This is a genomic window from Pseudomonas sp. IzPS59 (assembly GCF_014863505.1).
GTDB lineage: Bacteria > Pseudomonadota > Gammaproteobacteria > Pseudomonadales > Pseudomonadaceae > Aquipseudomonas > Aquipseudomonas kribbensis.
In genome coordinates, this window is record NZ_CP062251.1 from 4961202 (window position 1) to 4981235 (window position 20034).

General features: G+C 61.8%; 20 protein-coding genes. 8 read left to right on the forward strand and 12 right to left on the reverse strand.

The genetic code is table 11. The annotated features are described in order from the left end of the window. Positions 1-6: 6 nt before the first annotated feature. The 5 genes from IF189_RS22225 to IF189_RS22245 all read right to left on the reverse strand — a co-directional run bounded on the left by IF189_RS22225 (position 7) and on the right by IF189_RS22245 (position 6357). Positions 7-855, reverse strand: a complete 849-nt coding sequence (locus IF189_RS22225) for an ABC transporter permease (protein ID WP_134827929.1) — start codon at positions 853-855, stop codon at positions 7-9. Continuing rightward, complete coding sequence (locus tag IF189_RS22230; protein ID WP_007960163.1) at positions 852-1760, reverse strand: ABC transporter permease; 909 nt, start codon at positions 1758-1760, stop codon at positions 852-854. The genes IF189_RS22225 and IF189_RS22230 overlap by 4 nt, the downstream gene beginning before the upstream one ends. 191 nt (positions 1761-1951) lie before the next feature. Next, the gene (locus IF189_RS22235; RefSeq protein ID WP_011335694.1) at positions 1952-3055 is read right to left on the reverse strand and encodes an ABC transporter substrate-binding protein; all 1104 of its coding nucleotides are present in this window, start codon (positions 3053-3055) and stop codon (positions 1952-1954) included. A 216-nt stretch (positions 3056-3271) separates the two neighbouring features. Further along, positions 3272-4723 carry an aldehyde dehydrogenase family protein gene (locus IF189_RS22240; RefSeq protein WP_192552276.1) on the reverse strand — a complete coding sequence of 484 codons (1452 nt, stop codon included), beginning with the start codon at positions 4721-4723 and terminating at the stop codon, positions 3272-3274. Beyond that, positions 4720-6357, reverse strand: a complete 1638-nt coding sequence (locus IF189_RS22245; protein ID WP_192552277.1) for a 5-guanidino-2-oxopentanoate decarboxylase — start codon at positions 6355-6357, stop codon at positions 4720-4722. Before IF189_RS22245 ends, IF189_RS22240 begins: the two co-directional genes overlap by 4 nt. A 139-nt stretch (positions 6358-6496) precedes the next feature. Between IF189_RS22245 and IF189_RS22250 the strand changes: the two genes are divergently transcribed. Then, complete coding sequence (locus IF189_RS22250) at positions 6497-7375, forward strand: LysR substrate-binding domain-containing protein (RefSeq protein WP_134827933.1); 879 nt, start codon at positions 6497-6499, stop codon at positions 7373-7375. Positions 7376-7430: 55 nt separating this feature from the next. On the opposite strand, the gene IF189_RS22255 is transcribed toward IF189_RS22250, so the two are convergent. Next, complete coding sequence (locus IF189_RS22255; protein WP_192552278.1) at positions 7431-8045, reverse strand: NAD(P)-dependent oxidoreductase; 615 nt, start codon at positions 8043-8045, stop codon at positions 7431-7433. 45 nt (positions 8046-8090) lie between these two features. Further along, positions 8091-8969: an MBL fold metallo-hydrolase gene (locus IF189_RS22260; RefSeq protein ID WP_096818389.1), complete on the reverse strand. Its 879-nt coding sequence runs from the start codon at positions 8967-8969 to the stop codon at positions 8091-8093. Positions 8970-9083: 114 nt separating this feature from the next. Between IF189_RS22260 and IF189_RS22265 the strand changes: the two genes are divergently transcribed. After that, positions 9084-9989: a LysR family transcriptional regulator gene (locus tag IF189_RS22265; RefSeq protein ID WP_134827935.1), complete on the forward strand. Its 906-nt coding sequence runs from the start codon at positions 9084-9086 to the stop codon at positions 9987-9989. A 41-nt stretch (positions 9990-10030) separates the two neighbouring features. Further along, positions 10031-10258, forward strand: a complete 228-nt coding sequence (locus tag IF189_RS22270) for a hypothetical protein (RefSeq protein WP_085730216.1) — start codon at positions 10031-10033, stop codon at positions 10256-10258. A gap of 9 nt (positions 10259-10267) precedes the next feature. Here IF189_RS22270 and IF189_RS22275 read toward each other — a convergent pair whose 3' ends face one another. Beyond that, positions 10268-11164: a helix-turn-helix domain-containing protein gene (locus IF189_RS22275; RefSeq protein ID WP_114885158.1), complete on the reverse strand. Its 897-nt coding sequence runs from the start codon at positions 11162-11164 to the stop codon at positions 10268-10270. Between the two features lie 178 nt (positions 11165-11342). Between IF189_RS22275 and pobA the strand changes: the two genes are divergently transcribed. Together pobA and IF189_RS22285 are read left to right on the forward strand one after the other, a co-directional pair. After that, positions 11343-12536 (forward strand): 4-hydroxybenzoate 3-monooxygenase, encoded by a 1194-nt coding sequence (pobA, locus tag IF189_RS22280; RefSeq protein WP_192552279.1) that lies wholly within the window; start codon positions 11343-11345, stop codon positions 12534-12536. 79 nt (positions 12537-12615) lie between these two features. Next, positions 12616-14133, forward strand: coding sequence for an MDR family MFS transporter (locus IF189_RS22285; RefSeq protein ID WP_114885162.1), 1518 nt, complete (start codon positions 12616-12618; stop codon positions 14131-14133). 42 nt (positions 14134-14175) lie between these two features. Here IF189_RS22285 and IF189_RS22290 read toward each other — a convergent pair whose 3' ends face one another. The 4 genes from IF189_RS22290 to IF189_RS22305 form a co-directional block, all read right to left on the reverse strand. Further along, positions 14176-15021, reverse strand: a complete 846-nt coding sequence (locus tag IF189_RS22290; RefSeq protein ID WP_114885164.1) for a cache domain-containing protein — start codon at positions 15019-15021, stop codon at positions 14176-14178. Between the two features lie 132 nt (positions 15022-15153). Next, positions 15154-16008, reverse strand: coding sequence for an ATPase (locus IF189_RS22295; protein ID WP_192552280.1), 855 nt, complete (start codon positions 16006-16008; stop codon positions 15154-15156). 105 nt (positions 16009-16113) lie between these two features. Further along, positions 16114-17106 (reverse strand): NAD-dependent epimerase/dehydratase family protein, encoded by a 993-nt coding sequence (locus tag IF189_RS22300; protein ID WP_085709559.1) that lies wholly within the window; start codon positions 17104-17106, stop codon positions 16114-16116. 54 nt (positions 17107-17160) lie between these two features. After that, positions 17161-18054, reverse strand: coding sequence for a LysR family transcriptional regulator ArgP (locus IF189_RS22305; protein WP_065258594.1), 894 nt, complete (start codon positions 18052-18054; stop codon positions 17161-17163). A gap of 96 nt (positions 18055-18150) precedes the next feature. Between IF189_RS22305 and IF189_RS22310 the strand changes: the two genes are divergently transcribed. The 3 genes from IF189_RS22310 to IF189_RS22320 all read left to right on the forward strand — a co-directional run bounded on the left by IF189_RS22310 (position 18151) and on the right by IF189_RS22320 (position 19933). Continuing rightward, positions 18151-18552 (forward strand): ACT domain-containing protein, encoded by a 402-nt coding sequence (locus IF189_RS22310; RefSeq protein WP_134827938.1) that lies wholly within the window; start codon positions 18151-18153, stop codon positions 18550-18552. Between the two features lie 5 nt (positions 18553-18557). Then, entirely contained in the window at positions 18558-19160 is a 603-nt protein-coding gene (locus IF189_RS22315) for a LysE/ArgO family amino acid transporter (RefSeq protein WP_085709557.1), read from the forward strand. 176 nt (positions 19161-19336) lie between these two features. Continuing rightward, entirely contained in the window at positions 19337-19933 is a 597-nt protein-coding gene (locus tag IF189_RS22320; RefSeq protein ID WP_016773431.1) for a superoxide dismutase, read from the forward strand. Positions 19934-20034: the final 101 nt, after the last annotated feature.

Below are 20034 nucleotides of genomic sequence, written 5' to 3' on the forward strand. Positions count from 1 at the left end.
TCACAATCAAAAGGAAACGCCGCCCTCGCCCACCAGCTTCTCCAGCGCCCAGATCAGGACGAAGTCGATCAGCACGATCAGCACGGCAAACGAGAACACGGTAGGGTCGAGCGATGACACGGTGCGGCTGTACATCCAGATCGGCACGGTCATGACGTCGATGGTGTAGAGGAAATAGGTCACGGTGAATTCGTTGAACGAGACGATGAACGCCAGCAGCATCCCCGCCAGAATCCCCGATTTCATCAACGGCACCACCACATCGACGATGGCCCGCAGCGGCGAAGCGCCGAGCATCTGCGCCGCCTCTTCGACTTCACTGCCGATGGAAAGCATGGCCGCCGTGCAGTTCTTCACCACGAACGGCAGCGCCAGAATCACATGGGCAATCACCAGCCGCGAGGTGGTCATGTGGAACGGCAGGCTATCGAACACCAGCAGCAAGGCCAGTCCCAGCACCACCATCGGAAACACCAGCGGCAGCGACATCAGTTGCAGCGCCACGCCCTTGCCACGGAACTCGCAACGGGTCAGTGCGTAAGCCGCCGGCACTGCAATCAGCGTGGCGAAAATCATCGTCAGGCACGCCACCAGCAGACTGGTGCCCATGGCCTGGCCGAGGCTCAGCACATCGCTGGCGTCCGGCGAAACGAAGGTGTGCCACGCGGCCTTGTACCACTGCAGGCTGTAGCTGCTCGGCGGGAAGTCGAGGTTCGACGCACCGCTGAACGACATCACGATCATGGTCAGGATCGGCAACACGGCCAGGAACAAAATGATCCCGGAAAGAATGCCGGCTAACTTGCCGGTATCGCCCGGCAACAGCGACTGGCGCTTCTTGATCAGGGCACTCATTGCGAAGCCTCCAGCAGACGGCGACGGCGGCCGGTGATGTATTCGGACAAGGTCATGATCGCCAGGGTGGTGACGATCAGTACCACCCCGGCGGCGGACGCGGCGGGCCAGTTCATCAGCGGGGCGATCTGGTCATGCACCATCACCGCGAGCATCGGCACGCGCCGACCGCCGAGCAGCAACGGCACCACAAAGCTGCTGGCGTTGTAGGCGAACACCAGCGTCGCGCCGGTGATGATCCCCGGCAGACTCATCGGCAACACCACCTGACGGAACACCTGGAAACGGCTGGCGCCAAGCGTCGCGGCAGCTTCTTCGTAGCTGCGGGCGACGCCGCGCATGGCGCTGGCAATCGGCAGCACGGCCAGCGGAAACGCGGTCTGCACCAGGCCCATCAACACGCCGTTCTGGTTGTAGAGCAACATGATCGGACGCTTGATCAGACCGAGGCCCATCAGGGTCTGGTTGAGCATGCCGCCGGGGCCGAGGATCACCAGCCAGCCGTAGCTTTGCAGCAGCAGGTTGACCAGCAACGGCAACAGCACCGCCGCCAGAAAGATCCGTCGCACGAATGGCGATGTCAGGCGCGACATGGTGTACGCCACCGGGATCGCCAGCACCACGGCGATCACCGCGCTGATCAGCGCCAGACGCAAGGTCAGCAGCAACGATTTGAGGTAGTAGGGTTCGAGCAACTGGGCGTAACTGGCCAGGCTGAAACCGGACCACTCCGCGCCCTTGGTGCCGACGCTCATGCGCAACACCAGCAGGCTGGCGGCAATCAGCACGCCGAGAAACAGCATCGACGGCGTAAGGAAAAACCATGCTCGCGCAGTCGGCGAAACACCGCGCGCCGGGCGCACGTCGCCCGCGCCGACCGGTTGGGTCAGGGATTGATGTTCCATAGCAATGATCTCGTCAATGGAAAAACAACTGACAGACACAGATTTCCAAACCACCGCGAGCCTTGTGGGAGCTGGCTTGCCAGCAATGACGGCCTACCTGTCGACCATGATGTCACTGACAAATTGCTATCGCTGGCAAGCCAGCTCCCACAGGTACTTCGGTGTTTGAAGAACCTGCGTCCATCACTCGATCAGGAAGAAAAGATTTCCGTGTAGCGACGAATCCACTGGTCATGCACGGTCGCCAGGAAGGCGTTGTCATGCATGATCGCCTTCTCCGCGATCTGCTCCGGGGTGAGGATGAACGGGCTCTTGCGCGCTTCGGCGGAGATGATCGCCTTGGCGTTGACCGGGCCGTTGAAGATGTCCTCGGCCATCTTGCCCTGCACCAGCGGGTCGAGGGAGTGATCGATGAAGGCGTAGGCCAGGTCGGTGTCGCCCGGACGGTTCTTCGGCATCACCGAGAGCATCAGGTCGGTGTAGAAACCTTCCTTCATGCCAAACGTGGCACCGAGGCCATAGTTCGGGTCGCGGATCTGCTTGGGGAAAAACGCCGGGGCGTAGAGGCCGCCCATGTCCAGGGAGCCGGTGCGGAACAGCTCGGCAATCTGGTTGGGGTTTTCGCCCAGGGTCACTACGCGGTCTTTCAACTCCGCGAGTTTCTTGAAGCCCGGCTCGATGTTGTGCTCGTCACCACCGGCCAGTTTGGCGGCGATGATGATCAGGTCCATCGCCTCGGTCCAGTTCGGTGGCGGCAAGAAAATGTTCGGTGCCAGATCGGCGTCCCACAGCGCGGCGTAACTGTCCGGCGCTTCCTTCTGGGTGCGCGTGCTGTAGACCAGACTGTTGCACCACAGCAGGTAGCCGATGCCGTGACCGTTTGCCCCGGTGCGGTATTTTTCCGGGACGTCGATCAGGTTGGGAATACGGTTGAGGTCGGGTTTTTCCAGCAGTCCGGCAGCGGCCAGACCTTCGGCGCCGACCCCGGCCAGGGTGATGATGTCGTACTGCGGACGGTCACCGCCGGCCTTGAGTTTGGCGACCATTTCCGAGGTGCTGCCGGTGCGGTCGGCAATCACTTTGGCGCCGGTCTTGGCTTCGAACGTTGCAGCGATGTTGCGCAGTGCGGCCAGACCCGTGTCATCGGACCAGGTCAGCAGGCGCAGGGTCTTGCCGGCAAATCGGGTGTCGCTGGCGCTGGCCCGGATGAAGGGCATGCTCATGGCCGCCGCAGCCACCGAGGCCACGCCGACGGTTTTGATGAATTGACGCCTGTTCAGATCGTGCTCGCCCATTTGGGACTCCCATTATTCTTGTAAGTATGAGATTGACCGCAACCCTTGCCGTGCGTGATCGGAATCGCTCAAGCCCCCGATTTCAAAGGGCTTGAACGTGATCAGCGGGTTCATCCTGAGGTCGTGCAAAACACCTGACTATCGATAAAAACTCATTGGAGCCATGACGCCGGCGCATGCCTCGTTGCGAGGCATGCGCTGACCTTTTTCGGGCATTCAGAGCGCGCGGATCACGTGCTTGATTTCCTGAAATGCCGCCAGACCCCACGGCCCCAACTCGCGGCCGATACTGCTCTGTTTGTAGCCACCCCACGCCGTCTGCGGAAAGATCACCTGCGGTGCGTTGAGCCACACCAGCCCCGCCTGCAAGGCGTTGGCGACCCGATCCGCGGTTTCGGCATTGCGCGTGACCACACTGGCCACCAGACCGAACTGACTGTCGTTGGCCAGGGCAATCGCCTCCGCTTCCGAAGCAAAACTGCGCACGCAGATCACCGGGCCGAAGATCTCTTCACACCACAGCGCACTGTCGAGGGGCACTTCGGTGAAGATCGTCGGCTGCAAGAAATATCCGCGCGGCAGATCTACAGGACGATTGCCGCCACAGATCAGCTTGGCACCGGCGCTCAGACCGCGGTCGATGTGACCGAGCACACGCTGGTACTGCGCCTGATTGACCAGCGCGCCCATCTCGACTTCAGGATCGAACGGGTCGGCCACACGGATTTTTTCCGCACGGGCCTGCAGACGAATCAGGAATTCATCGGCCAGCTCATCGGCGACCAGCACCCGGCTGGTGGCCGAGCACATCTGCCCGGCGTTGAAGAAACCACCGCCGCAGGCCAGTTCCACCGCCAGATCAAGGTCGGCATCTTCCAGAATCAGCAGCGAGGATTTGCCGCCCAGTTCCAGGCTCACGCCCTTCACGGTCTCGGCGGCGCGCTGCATCACTTGCACACCCACGGCGTTGCTGCCGGTGAAGGAAATCTTGGCGATGCGCGGGTCCGCCGACAGCGGCGCACCGACCGCCAGGCCGGTGCCGCACACCAGGTTGAACACGCCTTTGGGCAGGCCGGACTCGGCGATGATGGCTGCCAGTTCCAGCTCCGGCAGCGGCGTGACTTCCGACGGTTTGAGCACCACGCAGCAACCGGCGGCCAGGGCTGGCGCGAGTTTCCATGCGGTGGTGACCATCGGGAAATTCCACGGCACGATCAGGCCGACCACACCGCACGGTTCGCGGCGCAGACGTGCGCTGAAGTCGTCGCTCGGCAACGGCACATCGCTGTCCTGTTTCACATCGAGGCCTTCGGCGAGTTCGGCGTAATACTCGAAGGTGGCGATCACGTCATCGACATCGATGCCCGCCTCGAACTGCGGTTTGCCGTTGTTGCTCGACTGCAACTTCATCAAGTGATCACGTCCGCTGCGCACGCCATTGGCGATGTTGCGCAGGATCGCGCCGCGCTCGGCACCGGTGGTTTTCGACCAGTCCTTGAAGGCTTCGGTTGCGGCCGTCACCGCTTGGTTGACGGCGCTTTCGTCACCGCCATTGACCGTGGTCAGCAGCGCTTCGGTGGCCGGGTTGATCACGCGCAGGTGTTCGCGGCCGGCGGACCATTGGCCGTTGATGTACAGGCCGTCGAGTGTGGTCGGGAAATTGATCATTTGGCCACCGCCTTCATCCATTGGGTCTGGTCGATTTCGATCAGGGTCGGGCCCTGACGATCGGTGGCGGCGCGCAGGGCGCCACGCAAATGTTCAGCCGAGCTGATCGCTTCCGCCGCGCACCCCAGGGCCTTGGCCACACCGATGAAGTCCGGGGTGTAGATGTCCACGCCCACTGGTTCGATGGCGCGGTTGACCATGTATTTCTTGATCTCTTCGTAACCCTGGTTATTCCACAGCAGGATGATCACCGGGGTGCGGGCTTCCACGGCGCTGGCCAGTTCCGGCAGGGTGAATTGCAGACCGCCGTCGCCGATCAGGCACACCACCGGCGGACGTGCGCCGTGTTCGAGGTTGCCGCCGAGCCACGCGCCAATCGCCGCCGGCAAGGCGTAACCGAGGGTGCCGTAACCGGTGGACGAGTTGAACCAGCGACGCGGACGCTCCGGGTTGAACGTCAGGTTGCCGGTGTATACCGGTTGCGTGGAGTCACCGACGAACACTGCGTTCGGCAGTTCGTGCAGCACGGTTTCGAGGAAACGGGTCTGAGCCAGCGTCGGCGCGTCCCAGGTTGCGGACAGGTCTTCACGCAGACGCGCGGCGCGTACCTGACCCCAATCGTTGCGGCGTTCGGCCAGCGGCTTGTGCGACAGCGCGCTCAGCAATGCTTGTGCGGCGTTGCGCGAATCGGCAACTAGCGCCACGTGCGGTGGATAGTTGCGCACGGTCTGGTCCGGATCGATGTCCACGCGCAGCAGTTTGCCGGGGATTTCAAAGCCGCCGGCGAAGGTGACGTCGTAGTCGGTTTCCGCCAGTTCGGTGCCGATTGCCAGGATCACGTCGGCATCCGCCACCAGGGCGCGGGTCGCCACCAGGCTCTGGGTCGAACCGATCAACAGCGGATGACTGGACGGCAACATGCCTTTGGCGTTGATGGTCAGGGCCACTGGTGCATCGAGCAGTTCGGCCAGTTCGGTGAGTTCGGCAGCCGCGTCGATGGCGCCGCCACCGGCAAGGATCAGCGGACGCTGGGCGCCGGCCAGCAGTTCAGTCATGCGGCTCACCGCAGCCGGCGCAGCACCGGCGCGGTCGATGTGGACCGGCACGCTGGCCAGCAGGTCATCGGCTTCTTCGACCAGAACGTCCAGCGGAATCTCGATGTGCACCGGACGCGGACGCCCGGCCTGGAACAGCGCAAACGCACGGGCCAGTACACTCGGCAATTCGGACGCCGACATCAGGGTGTGAGAGAACGCCGCCACGCCGCCGACCAGTGCGCTCTGGTTCGGCAGTTCATGCAGCTTGCCGCGACCGCCGCCCAGTTGACTGCGCGACTGCACGCTGGAGATCACCAGCATCGGGATCGAATCGGCGTAAGCCTGGCCCATGGCCGTGGTGATGTTGGTCATGCCCGGGCCGGTGATGATGAAGCACACACCCGGTTTGCCGCTGGTGCGGGCGTAGCCGTCGGCCATGAAGCCGGCGCCTTGCTCGTGACGCGGAGTCACATGGTTGATGCTCGAACGGGCCAGCCCGCGATACAGCTCCACGGTATGCACCCCGGGAATGCCGAACACCTGCTCGACCCCGTAACCTTCGAGTAACTTGACCAGTACTTCGCCACACGTCGCCATGTCTTTGCCCTTCTTGTTCGTTGAGGCACCGGGCCTTTAGGGAACCGGTGAATGGCCTCATTGAAACGGGCGACCCGTAGCCGCAACAATCGATAAAAGCTCATACTAGCCATGTCCTCACGTCATACCTTGGATCCACATGAAACGACTGCCTCCCCTGCCCGCCCTGCACACGTTTCTGATCACCGCGCAGTGCTGCAACTTCACCCGGGCCGCCGAGCAGTTGCACATCACCCAAGGTGCGGTGAGCCGGCAGATCGCCGGGCTGGAGGAGCATCTGGGTTATGAGCTGTTCATTCGCCTGGCCCGGGGCCTGGAGCTGACGGCCGAAGGTCGCGAATGGCTGCCACGGGTGCAGCAGGTATTCAGCCTGATCGGCGATTCGATGGAGCAGATCGGCGCCAAGCGCGAAACCCTGCAACTCAAGGCCCCGAGCTGCGTGATGCGCTGGTTGTTGCCGCGCCTGCTGCAATGGCAGCGCGAACGCCCGGACGTGCCGGTGAAACTCACGGCGTCGTTGCAACACGGGGTGGACTTTCATCGCGAGCAGTTCGACGCGGCGGTGATCTACGGCACCGCGCCCCACGACTCCCCTGCCACGCTGCATCTGTTCGATGAACAACTGACGCCGGTCTGTTCGCCAACGCTGCTCAACAGTGGCCCGGCGCTGCACACGCCGGCAGACTTGCAACAACACCTGCTGCTGCATCCGACTCACACCGATGACGACTGGACGCTATGGCTTGAAGCCGCCGAACTGCACTTGAGCAACATCAGCAGCGGTCAGCATTTCGAGACGCTGGATCAGGCGATGTCGATGGCGTCCCACGGGACGGGCGTGGCGATTGGCGACTGGTCACTGATCGGCGATGACTTGAATGCCGGGCGGCTGGTGATGCCGTTCGATCTGAAGGTGAAGACGGGATTGGGTTATTACATCGTGGCGCCGGCGTCGGAGCCGTCGGCGAAATTGCAGGAATTGATGGGGTGGCTGGTGGAGCAGGCTCATACGCGGTGAGCCCGCCTTCACCTGATGATCGTTCCCACGCTCTGCGTGGGAACGATCAATACTGTCAGTAACCGACCGTAAACCGCTGACGCGAATGCTTCGGCGTTTCCACTTCGTCGATCAGCGCAATCGCGTAGTCGGCAAAGCTGATCGAGCTCTGGCCTTCAGCACTCACCAGCAAGTCATCCTTGCCGACGCGGAATTTGCCGGTGCGCTCGCCTTCGAAAAACAACGCCGACGGCGACAGGAACGTCCAGTCCAGCTCCTTCTCCTGACGCAGGGCTTCGAGAAACGCCGCACCGGCACTAGCCTCGGCCTTGTACTCGGCCGGGAAACCGGCGCTGTCGATGACGCGGGTGCCGTCCGGCAGCAACAGCGAACCGGCACCGCCGACCACCAGCAGACGTTTCACCCCGGCCTGTTTCACCGGGCCGAGCAGCGCGCTGGCCGGTACCGTGGCGAAATGCGCGGCGCTGATTACCACATCGTTACCGGCGACTGCCGCTTGCAGTGCGGCGGCATCCAGCACGTCGACGTTCTTGCTGACCACACCGGCACGGGCGCCGATCTTCGAGGTATCCCGGGCGATGGCGGTGACGCTGTGGCCGCGACGCAGGGCTTCTTCCAGCAGTTGGCTGCCGGCACGGCCGGTGGCACCAATGATTGCGATCTTGCTCATGACATTCTCCAGTTGGCTTGAGAGTGCTGCGTTTTCAGAATCGGGTTACCACTTCATTTCGCCCTTGGCGACTTTGGCGCTCAGCTCCAGGGAGCTTTCCTCGCCCAGTTTCGGGTAGCGTTTTTTCATCGCGGCGATCAGCGCGGCAGAGTCCTTGGCCTTGGCGGTTTCTTCGTCGAAGGCCTTGATGTAATCGGCGGTGAACTTCACGGCGGCCAGCGAACGGGCGCTGTCACCCAGGTAGTGACCCGGCACCACGGTTTTCGGTTTCAGGGTTTCGATCGAGTGCAGGGTTTCCAGCCAGTCGGCGTGGGATTGTGCAGTCTGGGTATCGGCCATCCAGACGTGGATGTTCTCGGCAACGACGACACCACCGACCACGGCTTTCAGCGAAGGGATCCACACGAAGCTGCGATCCGGTTGCTTGCCTTCCAGGCCGACCACCTGCAGTTTCTGGCCTTCGAGCATCAGGCTGTCGCCCTTGAGCACACCCGGCACGATGGTTTTGGCCGGCACGTCGGCGCCCATTTTCGGCCCCCAGAATGCGAGCTTGCCGTCGACGGTTTGCTTGATGTGATCAACGGTCGGCTGCGAGGCCAGCACCTTGGCATTCGGGAAGGCCTTGGTCAGGGTGTCGAGACCGAAGTAGTAATCCGGGTCGCCGTGGCTGATGTAGATGGTGGTCAGTTGCTTGCCGCTGGCGCGGATCTTTTCCACCACTTGCTCGGCCTGGGATTTGCCGAACTGCGCGTCTACCAGAATCGCGTCCTTCTCGCCGCTGACCAGCACCGAGGTCACCGGGAAGATCGCGTTGGTGCCCGGGTTGTAGACGTCGAGGCTCAGGTTCGCGGCCGCTGCGTGGGCAGCAAAGCCGAGGGTGGCGGTGGCCAGTAAAACGCGCTTGAGAGTGGTGAAGCCGATCATGGGTTGCTCCGCTGTTCGAATGCCGTGCTTGGCGATGGGACAGAGCTTAGTTGCCAGACTCGTTACAAAAAATGCGATGCTTAAACATAGTTTGTTTCTGAAAGCGGGCAAATCATGGATCGTCTCCAAGCAATGCGGGTGTTTGTCACGGTAGTGGATCTGGGCAGCCAGTCGGCGGCGGCCGATCACCTGGACCTGTCCCGGCCGGTGGTGTCGCGGTATCTGGCGGAACTGGAAGACTGGGTCGGCGCGCGCCTGATGCACCGCACCACGCGCAAACTGAGCCTTACCGCCGCCGGCAACGAAATCCTGCCGCGCTGCCGGCAGATGCTGGAACTGTCGAGCGACATGCAGGCCGCCGTCAGCGAGCCCGACGATGCACCGCGGGGTCTGCTGCGAATCAGCGTCAGTACCTCGTTCGGCCAGGCGCAACTGGCCGATGCCATGGCCGCGTTCGTCAAGCGCTACCCGGGCGTCAACATCGACCTGCAAATGCTTGATCGCACGGTGAACCTGGTGGACGAACGCATCGACCTGGCGATCCGCACCAGCAACGACCTCGATCCCAACCTGATCGCCCGCCGCCTGACGGTATGTCGCTCGGTGGTCTGCGCCGCGCCCGCCTATCTGCTGGAACATCCACAGCCGCAACGGGTAGAAGATCTGAGCCGGCACAACTGCCTGACCCACTCCTATTTCGGCAAGAGCCTGTGGCATTTCGAAGAGGATGGCGAACCGGTCTCGGTGCCGGTGCAGGGCAACATCAGCGCCAACGAGGCCAGCACCCTGCTGCGCGCGACCCTCGCCGGTGCCGGGGTGGCGATGCTGCCGACCTATCAGGCCGGCGTGCATATCCACAGCGGCGAACTGGTGCGCCTGCTGCCCAACGCCGAACCTCGGCGGATGAACATCTACGCCGTATATGCCTCACGCAAGCACATGCCGGCGGCACTGCGCAGCATGCTGGATTTCCTGGTACTGCGCTTTCCCGAAAATCCGCAATGGGATGTCGGGTTGTAAACCCGTGCGCAGAGCGGCTGGCAACTCCCCGGCGCTGACCTATGCTGAAAGTAGTACCCAAGGGTATTCGTTCAGAGGTCAACGCCATGATCATGAGCACCAGAACAAGAAGATACCTCGCGATTTTCATCACCTGCGCGGCCACGCTGGCGCTGTACGGCACCGCGGCATGGCGCGTGGAGCAGTTGCGGCAACTGCCCCGTGAGTACGCGAGCTGCAACTTCGAGCGCTGCATCCCTCACAACGCCACCCTCAACGCCCTGCGCTGATACAGGACGTCAGGCGTCGTCGTTCTGCTCGGCCTTCAAGCGGTCGCGGAACGCCTTTGGCGAGATCCCCACCCGGCGCCGGAACAGGCGCGTGAAGTTGGTCGGATCGGAAAAACCCAATACCTCGGACATCTCGTAAATCGTCATGCTGGTGTACGTCAGCAGACGCTTGGCTTCCAGCAACTGACGCTCATGCATGATCTGCAACGCCGGCTGCCCCGCCAGTTCGCGGCAGGTGCCGTTGAGGTGCGAGACGGAAATCCCCAGACGATGGGCCAGGTCTTCGACCTTCACATGCTGGCGGTACGTCTCTTCCACCAACTGAATAAAACCGTTGAGGTACTCACGTTGACGCTGTGGACGTTGGCTCGCGTTATGCCGGCGGATCGCCTGACGGCTGACCCAGACCATGATCACGCTCACCAGCGAATGCATGAGCATTTCCCGCGCCGGTTGATGGCCGTTGTACTCGGCCTGCAACGCGGCAAACAGACTGTTGAGATACTCCGCGTCCTGCCCCGCCGGATAGCTTTCGGCCTGGGCCAGAGCCTGCACCGCGCTGCCCAGTTGCGCCTGCAAATGGTTGATCAACGGTGTGGCGAGGGTGACGACGAATCCTTCGACGTCCTCGGAAAAACGGAAACCATGCACCGATAACGGTGGCAGGATCTGGATGGCGGCTTCGTTCAGTTGCGTGCGTTGACCTTCGATTTCAAGCTCTGCCTGACCTTTGAATACGAAGAGCAACTGGCACAAATCGGCGTGGCGGTGGGGTTTGATTTCCCATTGATGTTCGCGGCTGCGTTTGGAAATGGTTTCACAGTGCAGCAAGTCAGGGGTCGGCCAGTCCAGGCTTTCACCGTAGAGCTTGAACACCGGAATCGAAGGCAGGTCAGGCTTGTTCATCACTTCAATCCAGGCCTCGAAGGTTGCGGGCGATAATCGCACCGATTGGCAGAATGTACAGGTATCGGCTCAGTTTTCACCTTCAATTGACAGACCCGCAAGGGAAAAATGCAAGCACTCGAATCCTGAAAATCATTCACCGGCCATTGTCGTGTGAAGCTTGCGAGTCATAAAAACAATGAAAACGCTGAAAACCCAAGTCGCCATCATTGGCGCCGGTCCGTCCGGATTATTGCTCGGCCAACTTCTGCACAACGCCGGCATCGACACCCTGATCATCGAGCGCCAGACACCTGAATACGTGCTCGGCCGAATTCGCGCCGGAGTCCTTGAACAGGGCATGGTAGAGCTGTTGCGCGAGGCTGGCGTGGGTCAGCGGATGGACGCCGAAGGGCTGGTCCATGGTGGGTTCGAACTGGCCCTCGACGGGCGTCGGGTGCACATCGATCTGCAGGCGCTGACCGGTGGAAAAACCGTGATGGTCTATGGCCAGACCGAAGTCACCCGCGACCTGATGGCCGCTCGTCGGGAGACCGGCGGACAGACCGTCTACGAAGCACGCGATGTCGTTCCCTGTGGCATGAAAAGCGACGAAGCCTTCGTCACGTTTGAAAAGGACGGCGAAACCTGGCGCGTCGATTGTGATTACATCGCCGGTTGCGACGGTTTCCATGGCGTGGCTCGTCAGTCGATTCCAGCCGAATGCCTGAAGATTTTCGAGCGCGTCTATCCGTTCGGCTGGCTGGGGATTCTCGCCGACACACCACCGATTCACGACGAACTGGTCTACGCCCGCCACGAACGCGGCTTCGCCCTGTGCAGCATGCGTTCGGCAACCCGCACCCGCTATTACCTGCAAGTGCCGGCCGAAGAGAACGTCGACGACTGGTCGGATCAGCGCTTCTGGGATGAACTGCGCAATCGTCTGCCGGAGGATCTCGCGCAGAAACTGGTGACCGGTCCGTCGATTGAAAAGAGCATCGCGCCGCTACGCAGTTTCGTGGTCGAGCCGATGCAGTACGGGCGCATGTTTCTGGTGGGCGACGCGGCGCACATCGTTCCGCCGACCGGGGCCAAGGGTTTGAATCTGGCGGCCAGTGACGTCAGCACGCTGTTCAGGATTCTGCTGAAGGTCTACCGCGAAGGGCGCACGGAGTTGCTGGAGAAGTATTCGCAAATCTGCCTGCGTCGGGTGTGGAAAGCCGAGCGGTTTTCCTGGTGGATGACTTCGATGCTGCACCGTTTCGACGAACACGATGACTTCAGCCAGCGCATCAGTGCATCGGAACTGGACTACTTTGTCAGTTCAGAAGCGGGACAAAAAACCATTGCAGAAAATTACGTCGGACTTCCTTATGAGGCTATCGAATAGCCTGCTACCGACTTACACTGGCGAGCATCCCCGCTCGCCTGACGATCTGCGGGACCCTCACTGCCCGCAGGTTTTGCCCGTGACCAATCTCAACCACCCCGAAACGCCCAAACCGGCCATTCGCAGCGTGCTGGTCGCGCTGATGCTGGCGATTTTCCTTGGCGCGCTGGACCAGACCATCGTCGCGGTTTCCATGCCGGCCATCTCCGCGCAATTCAAGGACGTCAGCCTGCTGGCCTGGGTGATTTCCGGCTACATGGTGGCGATGACCGTGGCGGTGCCGATCTACGGCAAGCTCGGTGACCTGTACGGGCGGCGCAAACTGATGCTGTTCGGCATGGGCCTGTTCACCCTCGCCTCGCTGTTCTGCGGCATGGCCCAGAGCATGGAACAACTGGTGCTGGCGCGGATTTTCCAGGGCATCGGCGCTGGCGGGATGATCTCGGTGAGCCAGGCGATCATCGGCGACATCGTGCCGCCCCGCGAGCGTGGTCGCTATCAGGGTTACTTCTCCAGCATGTACGCGGTGGCCAGCGTGGCCGGCCCGGTGCTCGGCGGTTACATGACCGAGTATCTGTCATGGCGCTGGGTGTTCCTGATCAACCTGCCGCTGGGCCTTGGCGCGTACTGGGTGGCGCGACGCAATCTGGTCGGCCTGCCGATTCCCCAGCGCAAACCGGTCATCGATTACCTTGGCACACTGCTGATGATCATCGGCCTGACGGCGCTGTTGCTGGCGATCACTCAGGTCGGCCAGGGTCATGCGTGGCGCAGCAGAGAAGTGCTCGGTCTGTTCGCTTGCGCGGTGGCGGTGCTGGCGGTGTTCGTCTGGCATGAGCGTCGTGCCCGCGAGCCGTTGCTGCCGATGCACCTGTTTACCAACCGCAACGCCCTGCTGTGCTGGTGCACGATTTTCTTCTGCAGCTTCCAGGCGATTTCGCTGATTGTGCTGATGCCGTTGCGCTTCCAGAGCGTGACCGGTGCCGGCGCCGACAGCGCGGCCCTGCACTTGCTGCCGCTGGCGATGGGTTTGCCGATCGGCGCGTATTTCGCCGGGCGCCGCACCTCGATTACCGGGCGCTACAAACCACAGATTCTCACCGGCGCGCTGCTGATGCCGATCTCGATCCTCGGCATGGCCTTCAGCCCACCCGATGCGACGCTGATCAGCAGTCTGTTCATGTTGCTCAGCGGTATCGCCGGCGGCATGCAGTTCCCGACCTCGCTGGTCGGCACGCAGAACTCGGTGGAACAAAAAGACATCGGCGTCGCCACCAGCACCACCAACCTGTTCCGCTCGTTGGGCGGCGCGGTGGGCGTGGCGTTGATGTCGGCGCTGCTGCTGGCCTTGTTGCAGGACTCCAGCTTTGCCCACCTGACCGGCGCCTCGCTGATCGGCGAAGGTCACTCCGGCAACGTACTGCTCGATGGCCTGAACGCGGCGCCCGGCGATGCACAGAATGCCTTGCGCGCCGAATTGCTGGTGACGTTCCGGCATTTGCTGATGGTCAGCGCCGGGGTGTCGCTGCTCGGGCTGGCGGCGGCGATTGCTATGCCGAACCGCTTGTTGCGCGGGCGTGAGCACGGCGCCCGCTGATGGATGCATTGGCTCCCACGCAGTGCGCGGGAGCCACAGGGATCAAGCGCTGTAATAACCGACCGCCACCAGGAACCCGCCGACCTTCTTCAGGTAGGCATGCTTGTCCTCGACCTTGCCGGTCACCGGGTTCTTCCAGCGGTATTCGTACTCGCCCTCATCCTGCTTGCCGATCAACGTCAGAATCGGTTCGCCCACCGGTTTGCCTTCCGGGTCCTTGACCTTGGCGAAGTCGGTGTTGATCAACCGCAGGTTGGTGCCATGGGCGACGTAGCGCTGGGTGTTCAGATCCACCACGAACACGTACAGGTCATCCTGCAGGTAACCGCCCTTGAGCGAGTTGATCGCCGTCAGCGTGCCCTTTTCGTCCTTGGTCAGATCGGTGGCGGCTTTGTCGAGTAACGATTTCGCCTGCTCCGCCGACGCCCGTGGCAAGTAGTAACCCACCGCCAGAATCCTCTGACCGATGCGTTGATAGAACACGTGCTTGCGCTCGACCTTGCCGTCGGCCTGGTTCTGCCAACGGTACTCGGCCTGCTGGATGCCGTTGCCTTCCGGCACTTTCAACGCGTCCTTGAACGCCTTCTGCAAATCCGGACCAAGCACTTCGCTCACATCCCGGCCGATCAACGCCGAAGACGGCCCGCCGCTGGCGAGCATCACGCCTTTGGTATCGACCACGAACACGTAGCGATCCTTGTCGACGAATTCACCCTGGCGGCTGAAGGCCGCGAACGCCTTGTCGCCGTTGTCGTGATAGTAGGCCAGAGCCTTTTCCAGCAAGGCGATGGCGGCCTTGCTGTCGTCCTTTTCCGTGGCCGCATTGGCCTGTCCGAAACTCAGCAACAGCACCGCGCCGAGCCAGGCCAGTTTTTGCACAAACCCCATGACGCATCCCTCGTTCTTGTTGGTGTTTCAAGAGCGTAGACGGCCTGAAGGCAGGTATGGATATTCAGAAAGCTTCTGAATGTTGCGAGGGGGTTGCGGCGAGGGAGCACGTTCCCTCGCCACAGAAGGGGCTTACGGCCGGGCGTTGATCTGCTGTTGCAGGTTCTGGATCTGCGCCTGCAGGGTGTTGATGTTGCGGGTCATCTGCCCACGAAACGCATCGAACTCGGCGGTGCTGGAGCCGCCCTGCGCAGCGGCCGGACGGTTGTCCTGCTCGCTCTTGAGTACGACGATTTCCTGCTCCAGACGCTCGATGGCGGCGTTCGAACTGCCTTGTTTCTTCAGCGCCGTGATGTCGGCACCGAGGCTCTTGAATTGCGCGTCGAAGCCCTTGAGTTGCGCATCGACCTTACTGGTATCGGCCGGTGTGCTTTTCAGTGTCGCCAGCTCTGCACTCAGGGCTTTGACCTGAGCCTGCAATTGAGTGTTGGCGTTCTGTTGCTCAGTGGTCTGGGCGGTCATCTGCGCGAGGCGCTTGTCCAGATCCGTCGCCTGTCCGGCCACACCCTGCTGCTGTTTGCTCTGATCCTGCAGTGCGCTTTGCAGCTGTTTGATCTGCAGTTTCAGCGCTTCGCTGTCGGTGTTGACGTTTGTCTGGCTGGCCACGACCTTGCCGGAAATGTCCTGCAGGCGCCCCGCCGCTTCTTCGCTGATCCGCGCGAAGCTTTCCTGGGTCGCCACCAGTTGCTGCTCCATCAGCGAGATCTGCTGGAAACTCCACCAGGCCAGGCCGATGAACGCAAAGAACAACGCACCGACCAGCGCCCACAGCGGCCCGGTGCTCGCAGACTTGACCTTGACCACCGGCGGCGTGCGCGAATGCACGGAAGTGCGGGCGGTGGTCGGGAAATCGTCGTCATCGAGTGTGTCGGCGCGCAGGCTCGGAACATCGTCGAAATCGTCGTGGGCATCGTTACGCATGGACATTGAGGCAACCTTTGTGAAACCCGGTAATGGCTGATTGCGGCGCAGTATAAACCCCGCAGCCGCAGGGATTGACCCCCAACCCGCGGCGGGGTTCAGCACTTCGTATCAACGAATGTCCTGGGCCTTCCACCAGCCACAGAACTCATCGAGGGCCGTCCAGAGACTGACTTTCGGATCGTAGTCCAGATAATGCCGGGCGCGACTGATGTCGAGGGTGAAATTTTTGTTCATCACCTGCATGCCCAGGCGCGACAGGGTCGGCTCGGGCCGTCCCGGCCAGAGTTTGCACGCGCCTTCGTTGAGCGCCGCCACACTGTAGGCCAGCCCGTAGGACCGGTACTTGGTGACCTGTGGGACTTCCATCTTGCGCATGACGTAATTGACCACATCCCACAACGGCACCGGTGCACCGTTGCTGATGTTGTAGGCCTTGCCCAACGCCGAACCGGCCGCCAGCAGACTGCTCAGCAAGGCTTCGTTGAGATTGTGCACGCTGGTGAAGTCGACCTTGTTCAAGCCGTTGCCGATGATTGCCAAACGCCCCTTGCGCTGCATCTTCAGCAGACGCGGAAAAATGCTCATGTCGCCGGCGCCAGTGACGAAACGCGGACGCAGGGCCAGGGTTTCGAGGCCGAATTCCTGGGCGCCGAAGACCTTTTGCTCCGCCAGATATTTAGTTGCCGCGTAATGATGTTTGAAACGCTTGGGCACCTGCTCTTCGGTCAGGCCAAGGTGATCGCGGCCGTCAAAGTAGATCGATGGCGATGACAGATGCACCAGGCGCCGCACCCGCTGCTTGAGGCAGGCTTCCACCACGTTTTCGGTGACCTGCACATTGCCCTGATGAAAGTCCTGATAGCGCCCCCACAGCCCGACCGCGCCGGCGCAATGCACCACGGCTTCGACGTCGGTGCAGAGCGCACGCACCAGGTCCGGGTCGCTCAGGTCGCCCTGGACGAACTCGGCGCCGCGACGCACCAGATGCTCGACGCCTTCGGCCCGGCGGCCGTTGACCCGCACGTCCAGGCCCTGCTCCAGGGCAAAACGCGCAAAGCGTCCGCCAATGAAGCCGCTTGCGCCGGTGACCAGAATTTTCATGTAGAGCTCCGCTGTCTTTCGTTTTGCCTGATTCGTGAGTCTTGACGCTGGCCGTCAGTCCAACGGCACCAGCCATTGCGACGACGAACGCACCAATTGCTCGGTCAACAACCCCAGCAACTGGCCGCCATTGCGCCAATGATGCCAGTACAACGGCACGTCGATCGGTTTATCTGGCAACAGTTCGCGCAACACGCCGCGTTCCAGTTGCTCGCGCACCTGTAATTCCGGCACCAGCCCCCAGCCGAGCCCGGCTTCGGTCAGGCGGATGAAACCTTCGGACGACGGGCACAAATGATGTTCGAAACCACCATCGACGCCGAGGGACGCAAGGTAACGGTGTTGCAGAAAGTCGTCCGGGCCGAACACCAGCGCTGGAGTGCGCGGTAATTGTTCAGCCCGCACGCCGTCGGGGAAATGCCGCTCAATGAACGCCGGGCTGGCCAGCGCCCGATAACGCATGGCGCCGAGCAGCACGCTGCGGGCGCCCGCCACCGGTCGTTCACTGGCACACAGGCAGGCGGCTACTTCGCCGGCGCGCATGCGCTTGAGGCCGACGGTCTGGTCTTCGACGATCAGGTCCAGCAACAGATGCTGTTCGGCACAGAAGTCGCCCACCGCCTCGGCCCACCAGGTGGCGAGGCTGTCGGCGTTCAGGGCGATGCGCAGACGTTCCGGCAGGCCTTCTTCGTCCAGTGCCGGCACCAGCGTCTGCAGATCCCGTTCGAGCAGGCGCACCTGCTGCACATGGTTGAGCAGGCGCCGACCGATCTCGGTGGGTGACGGCGGTGTCCCGCGCACCAGCACCGGCTGGCCGACCCGCGCTTCCAGCAGTTTGATCCGCTGGGAAATCGCCGATTGCGAAAGGCCCAGCACCTGCGCCGCCCGTTCGAATCCGGCCTGCTCGACCACGGCGGCCAGAGCGGAAAGCAATTTGTAGTCGAACATCAGTTTTCCTAATGAGCGATCAGCACTATTGGTTTTTCTTATACAGCGTCTGCCCGGAGAATAGCCAGCAAGCACTCTTTATCAAGGACCCTCCCCATGGCTGGCGAAACCTCGTTGTCCACCCTGCTGCGCAGCATGAGCCCGCAACTCAATGCCGGCGAATATGTGTTCTGTACTTTGCGCGACGGGCAGTTGCCGAGCGGTCTGGAAGTTGTCGGAAGTTTCCGTGAACAGGAAGGCCTGACGGTGATTCTCGAACGCTCCCACGCCGAACGCGCCGGTTTCAGCTTCGACTATGTCGCGGCCTGGATCACCTTGAACGTGCATTCGGCGCTGGAAGCCGTCGGCCTGACCGCCGCCTTCGCCACTGCATTGGGCAAGGCCGGTATCAGCTGCAACGTGATTGCCGGCTATTACCACGACCATTTGTTCGTCGGCCAGGCCGACGCTGATCGGGCCATGCAAGTGCTGCGCGATCTCGCAGCCAACGCGGAGTAATTGTCATGTGGCAAAGCTATACCAACGGTCTGCTGGTGGCCTTCGGGCTGATCATGGCGATCGGCACCCAGAATGCTTTTGTACTGGCCCAGAGCCTGCGTCGCGAGCATCACCTACCGGTCGCCGCGCTGTGCGTCGCCTGCGATGCGTTGCTGGTAGCGGCTGGCGTATTCGGACTGGCCACGGTGCTGGCGCAGAATCCGACGTTGCTGGCGGTTGCCCGCTGGGGCGGTGCGGTGTTCCTGATCTGGTACGGCAGCCAGGCGTTGCGCCGGGCGTTCTCGAAACAGAGTCTGCAACAGGGTGAAAACCAGACCGTGCGTTCATTGCGGGCGGTGATGCTCAGCGCGCTGGCGGTGACCTTGCTCAACCCGCACGTCTATCTGGACACCGTGCTGCTGATCGGCTCCCTTGGTGCGCAACAGTCGGTGCCCGGCGCCTATGTAGTGGGCGCGGCGAGTGCTTCGCTGCTGTGGTTTTTCACCCTGGCGTTCGGCGCGGCATGGCTGGCACCGTGGCTGGCGCGGCCGGGCACCTGGCGAATTCTCGATCTGTTGGTGGCGGTGATGATGTTTACCGTGGCCGGGCAATTGATATTGGCTTCGTGATTTATTCCAAAAGGCTCTGGAACCTCTATCCCACACAGTTGTTGCGTGGTTATGCCGCACCCCCGGTGCTATGATCCGAACCCTGCGCCGCAAAGAGTAAAAACTCGCCGGTGCATTTCTGGCCGCCCGTGATCGGCCTTGCGCTCACCGCAACAGACCTGATTAGGAGAATCATCATGGCTTTCGAATTGCCGCCGCTGCCTTACGCACACGATGCCCTGCAGCCGCACATTTCCAAGGAAACCCTGGAATTCCACCACGACAAGCACCACAACACCTACGTCGTGAACCTGAACAACCTGGTGCCAGGCACCGAGTTCGAAGGCAAGACCCTGGAAGAGATCGTCAAGACTTCCTCGGGCGGCATCTTCAACAACGCCGCTCAGGTCTGGAACCACACCTTCTACTGGAACTGCCTGGCGCCAAACGCCGGCGGTCAACCAACCGGCGCACTGGCTGATGCCATCAACGCGGCGTTCGGTTCGTTCGACAAGTTCAAGGAAGAGTTCAGCAAAACCTCGATCGGCACCTTCGGTTCCGGCTGGGGCTGGCTGGTGAAAAAGGCTGACGGTTCCCTGGCCCTGGCCAGCACCATCGGCGCCGGCAACCCGCTGACCAGCGGCGACACTCCGCTGCTGACCTGCGACGTCTGGGAACACGCTTACTACATCGACTACCGCAACCTTCGTCCGAAGTACGTCGAGGCGTTCTGGAACCTGGTCAACTGGAAGTTCGTGGCCGAGCAGTTCGAAGGCAAGACCTTCACCGCTTAAGCTGCGCGCCAGACAAAAACCCGGCTATTGCCGGGTTTTTTTATATCTGTGCAATCAGGTCGGCGAATCCCGTCACAAACAAGGCCATTTCCCACACGCAA

Excerpts from the sequence above, each read along its gene's own strand:
- IF189_RS22225 (WP_134827929.1), bottom strand. The coding sequence starts at position 855 with ATGAGTGCCCTGATCAAGAAGCGCCAGTCGCTGTTGCCGGGCGATACC.
- IF189_RS22230 (WP_007960163.1), bottom strand. The coding sequence starts at position 1,760 with ATGGAACATCAATCCCTGACCCAACCGGTCGGCGCGGGCGACGTGCGC.
- IF189_RS22235 (WP_011335694.1), bottom strand. The coding sequence starts at position 3,055 with ATGGGCGAGCACGATCTGAACAGGCGTCAATTCATCAAAACCGTCGGC.
- IF189_RS22240 (WP_192552276.1), bottom strand. The coding sequence starts at position 4,723 with ATGATCAATTTCCCGACCACACTCGACGGCCTGTACATCAACGGCCAA.
- IF189_RS22245 (WP_192552277.1), bottom strand. The coding sequence starts at position 6,357 with ATGGCGACGTGTGGCGAAGTACTGGTCAAGTTACTCGAAGGTTACGGG.
- IF189_RS22250 (WP_134827933.1), top strand. The coding sequence starts at position 6,497 with ATGAAACGACTGCCTCCCCTGCCCGCCCTGCACACGTTTCTGATCACC.
- IF189_RS22255 (WP_192552278.1), bottom strand. The coding sequence starts at position 8,045 with ATGAGCAAGATCGCAATCATTGGTGCCACCGGCCGTGCCGGCAGCCAA.
- IF189_RS22260 (WP_096818389.1), bottom strand. The coding sequence starts at position 8,969 with ATGATCGGCTTCACCACTCTCAAGCGCGTTTTACTGGCCACCGCCACC.
- IF189_RS22265 (WP_134827935.1), top strand. The coding sequence starts at position 9,084 with ATGGATCGTCTCCAAGCAATGCGGGTGTTTGTCACGGTAGTGGATCTG.
- IF189_RS22270 (WP_085730216.1), top strand. The coding sequence starts at position 10,031 with ATGCTGAAAGTAGTACCCAAGGGTATTCGTTCAGAGGTCAACGCCATG.
- IF189_RS22275 (WP_114885158.1), bottom strand. The coding sequence starts at position 11,164 with ATGAACAAGCCTGACCTGCCTTCGATTCCGGTGTTCAAGCTCTACGGT.
- pobA (WP_192552279.1), top strand. The coding sequence starts at position 11,343 with ATGAAAACGCTGAAAACCCAAGTCGCCATCATTGGCGCCGGTCCGTCC.
- IF189_RS22290 (WP_114885164.1), bottom strand. The coding sequence starts at position 15,021 with ATGGGGTTTGTGCAAAAACTGGCCTGGCTCGGCGCGGTGCTGTTGCTG.
- IF189_RS22295 (WP_192552280.1), bottom strand. The coding sequence starts at position 16,008 with ATGTCCATGCGTAACGATGCCCACGACGATTTCGACGATGTTCCGAGC.
- IF189_RS22300 (WP_085709559.1), bottom strand. The coding sequence starts at position 17,106 with ATGAAAATTCTGGTCACCGGCGCAAGCGGCTTCATTGGCGGACGCTTT.
- IF189_RS22305 (WP_065258594.1), bottom strand. The coding sequence starts at position 18,054 with ATGTTCGACTACAAATTGCTTTCCGCTCTGGCCGCCGTGGTCGAGCAG.
- IF189_RS22310 (WP_134827938.1), top strand. The coding sequence starts at position 18,151 with ATGGCTGGCGAAACCTCGTTGTCCACCCTGCTGCGCAGCATGAGCCCG.
- IF189_RS22315 (WP_085709557.1), top strand. The coding sequence starts at position 18,558 with ATGTGGCAAAGCTATACCAACGGTCTGCTGGTGGCCTTCGGGCTGATC.
- IF189_RS22320 (WP_016773431.1), top strand. The coding sequence starts at position 19,337 with ATGGCTTTCGAATTGCCGCCGCTGCCTTACGCACACGATGCCCTGCAG.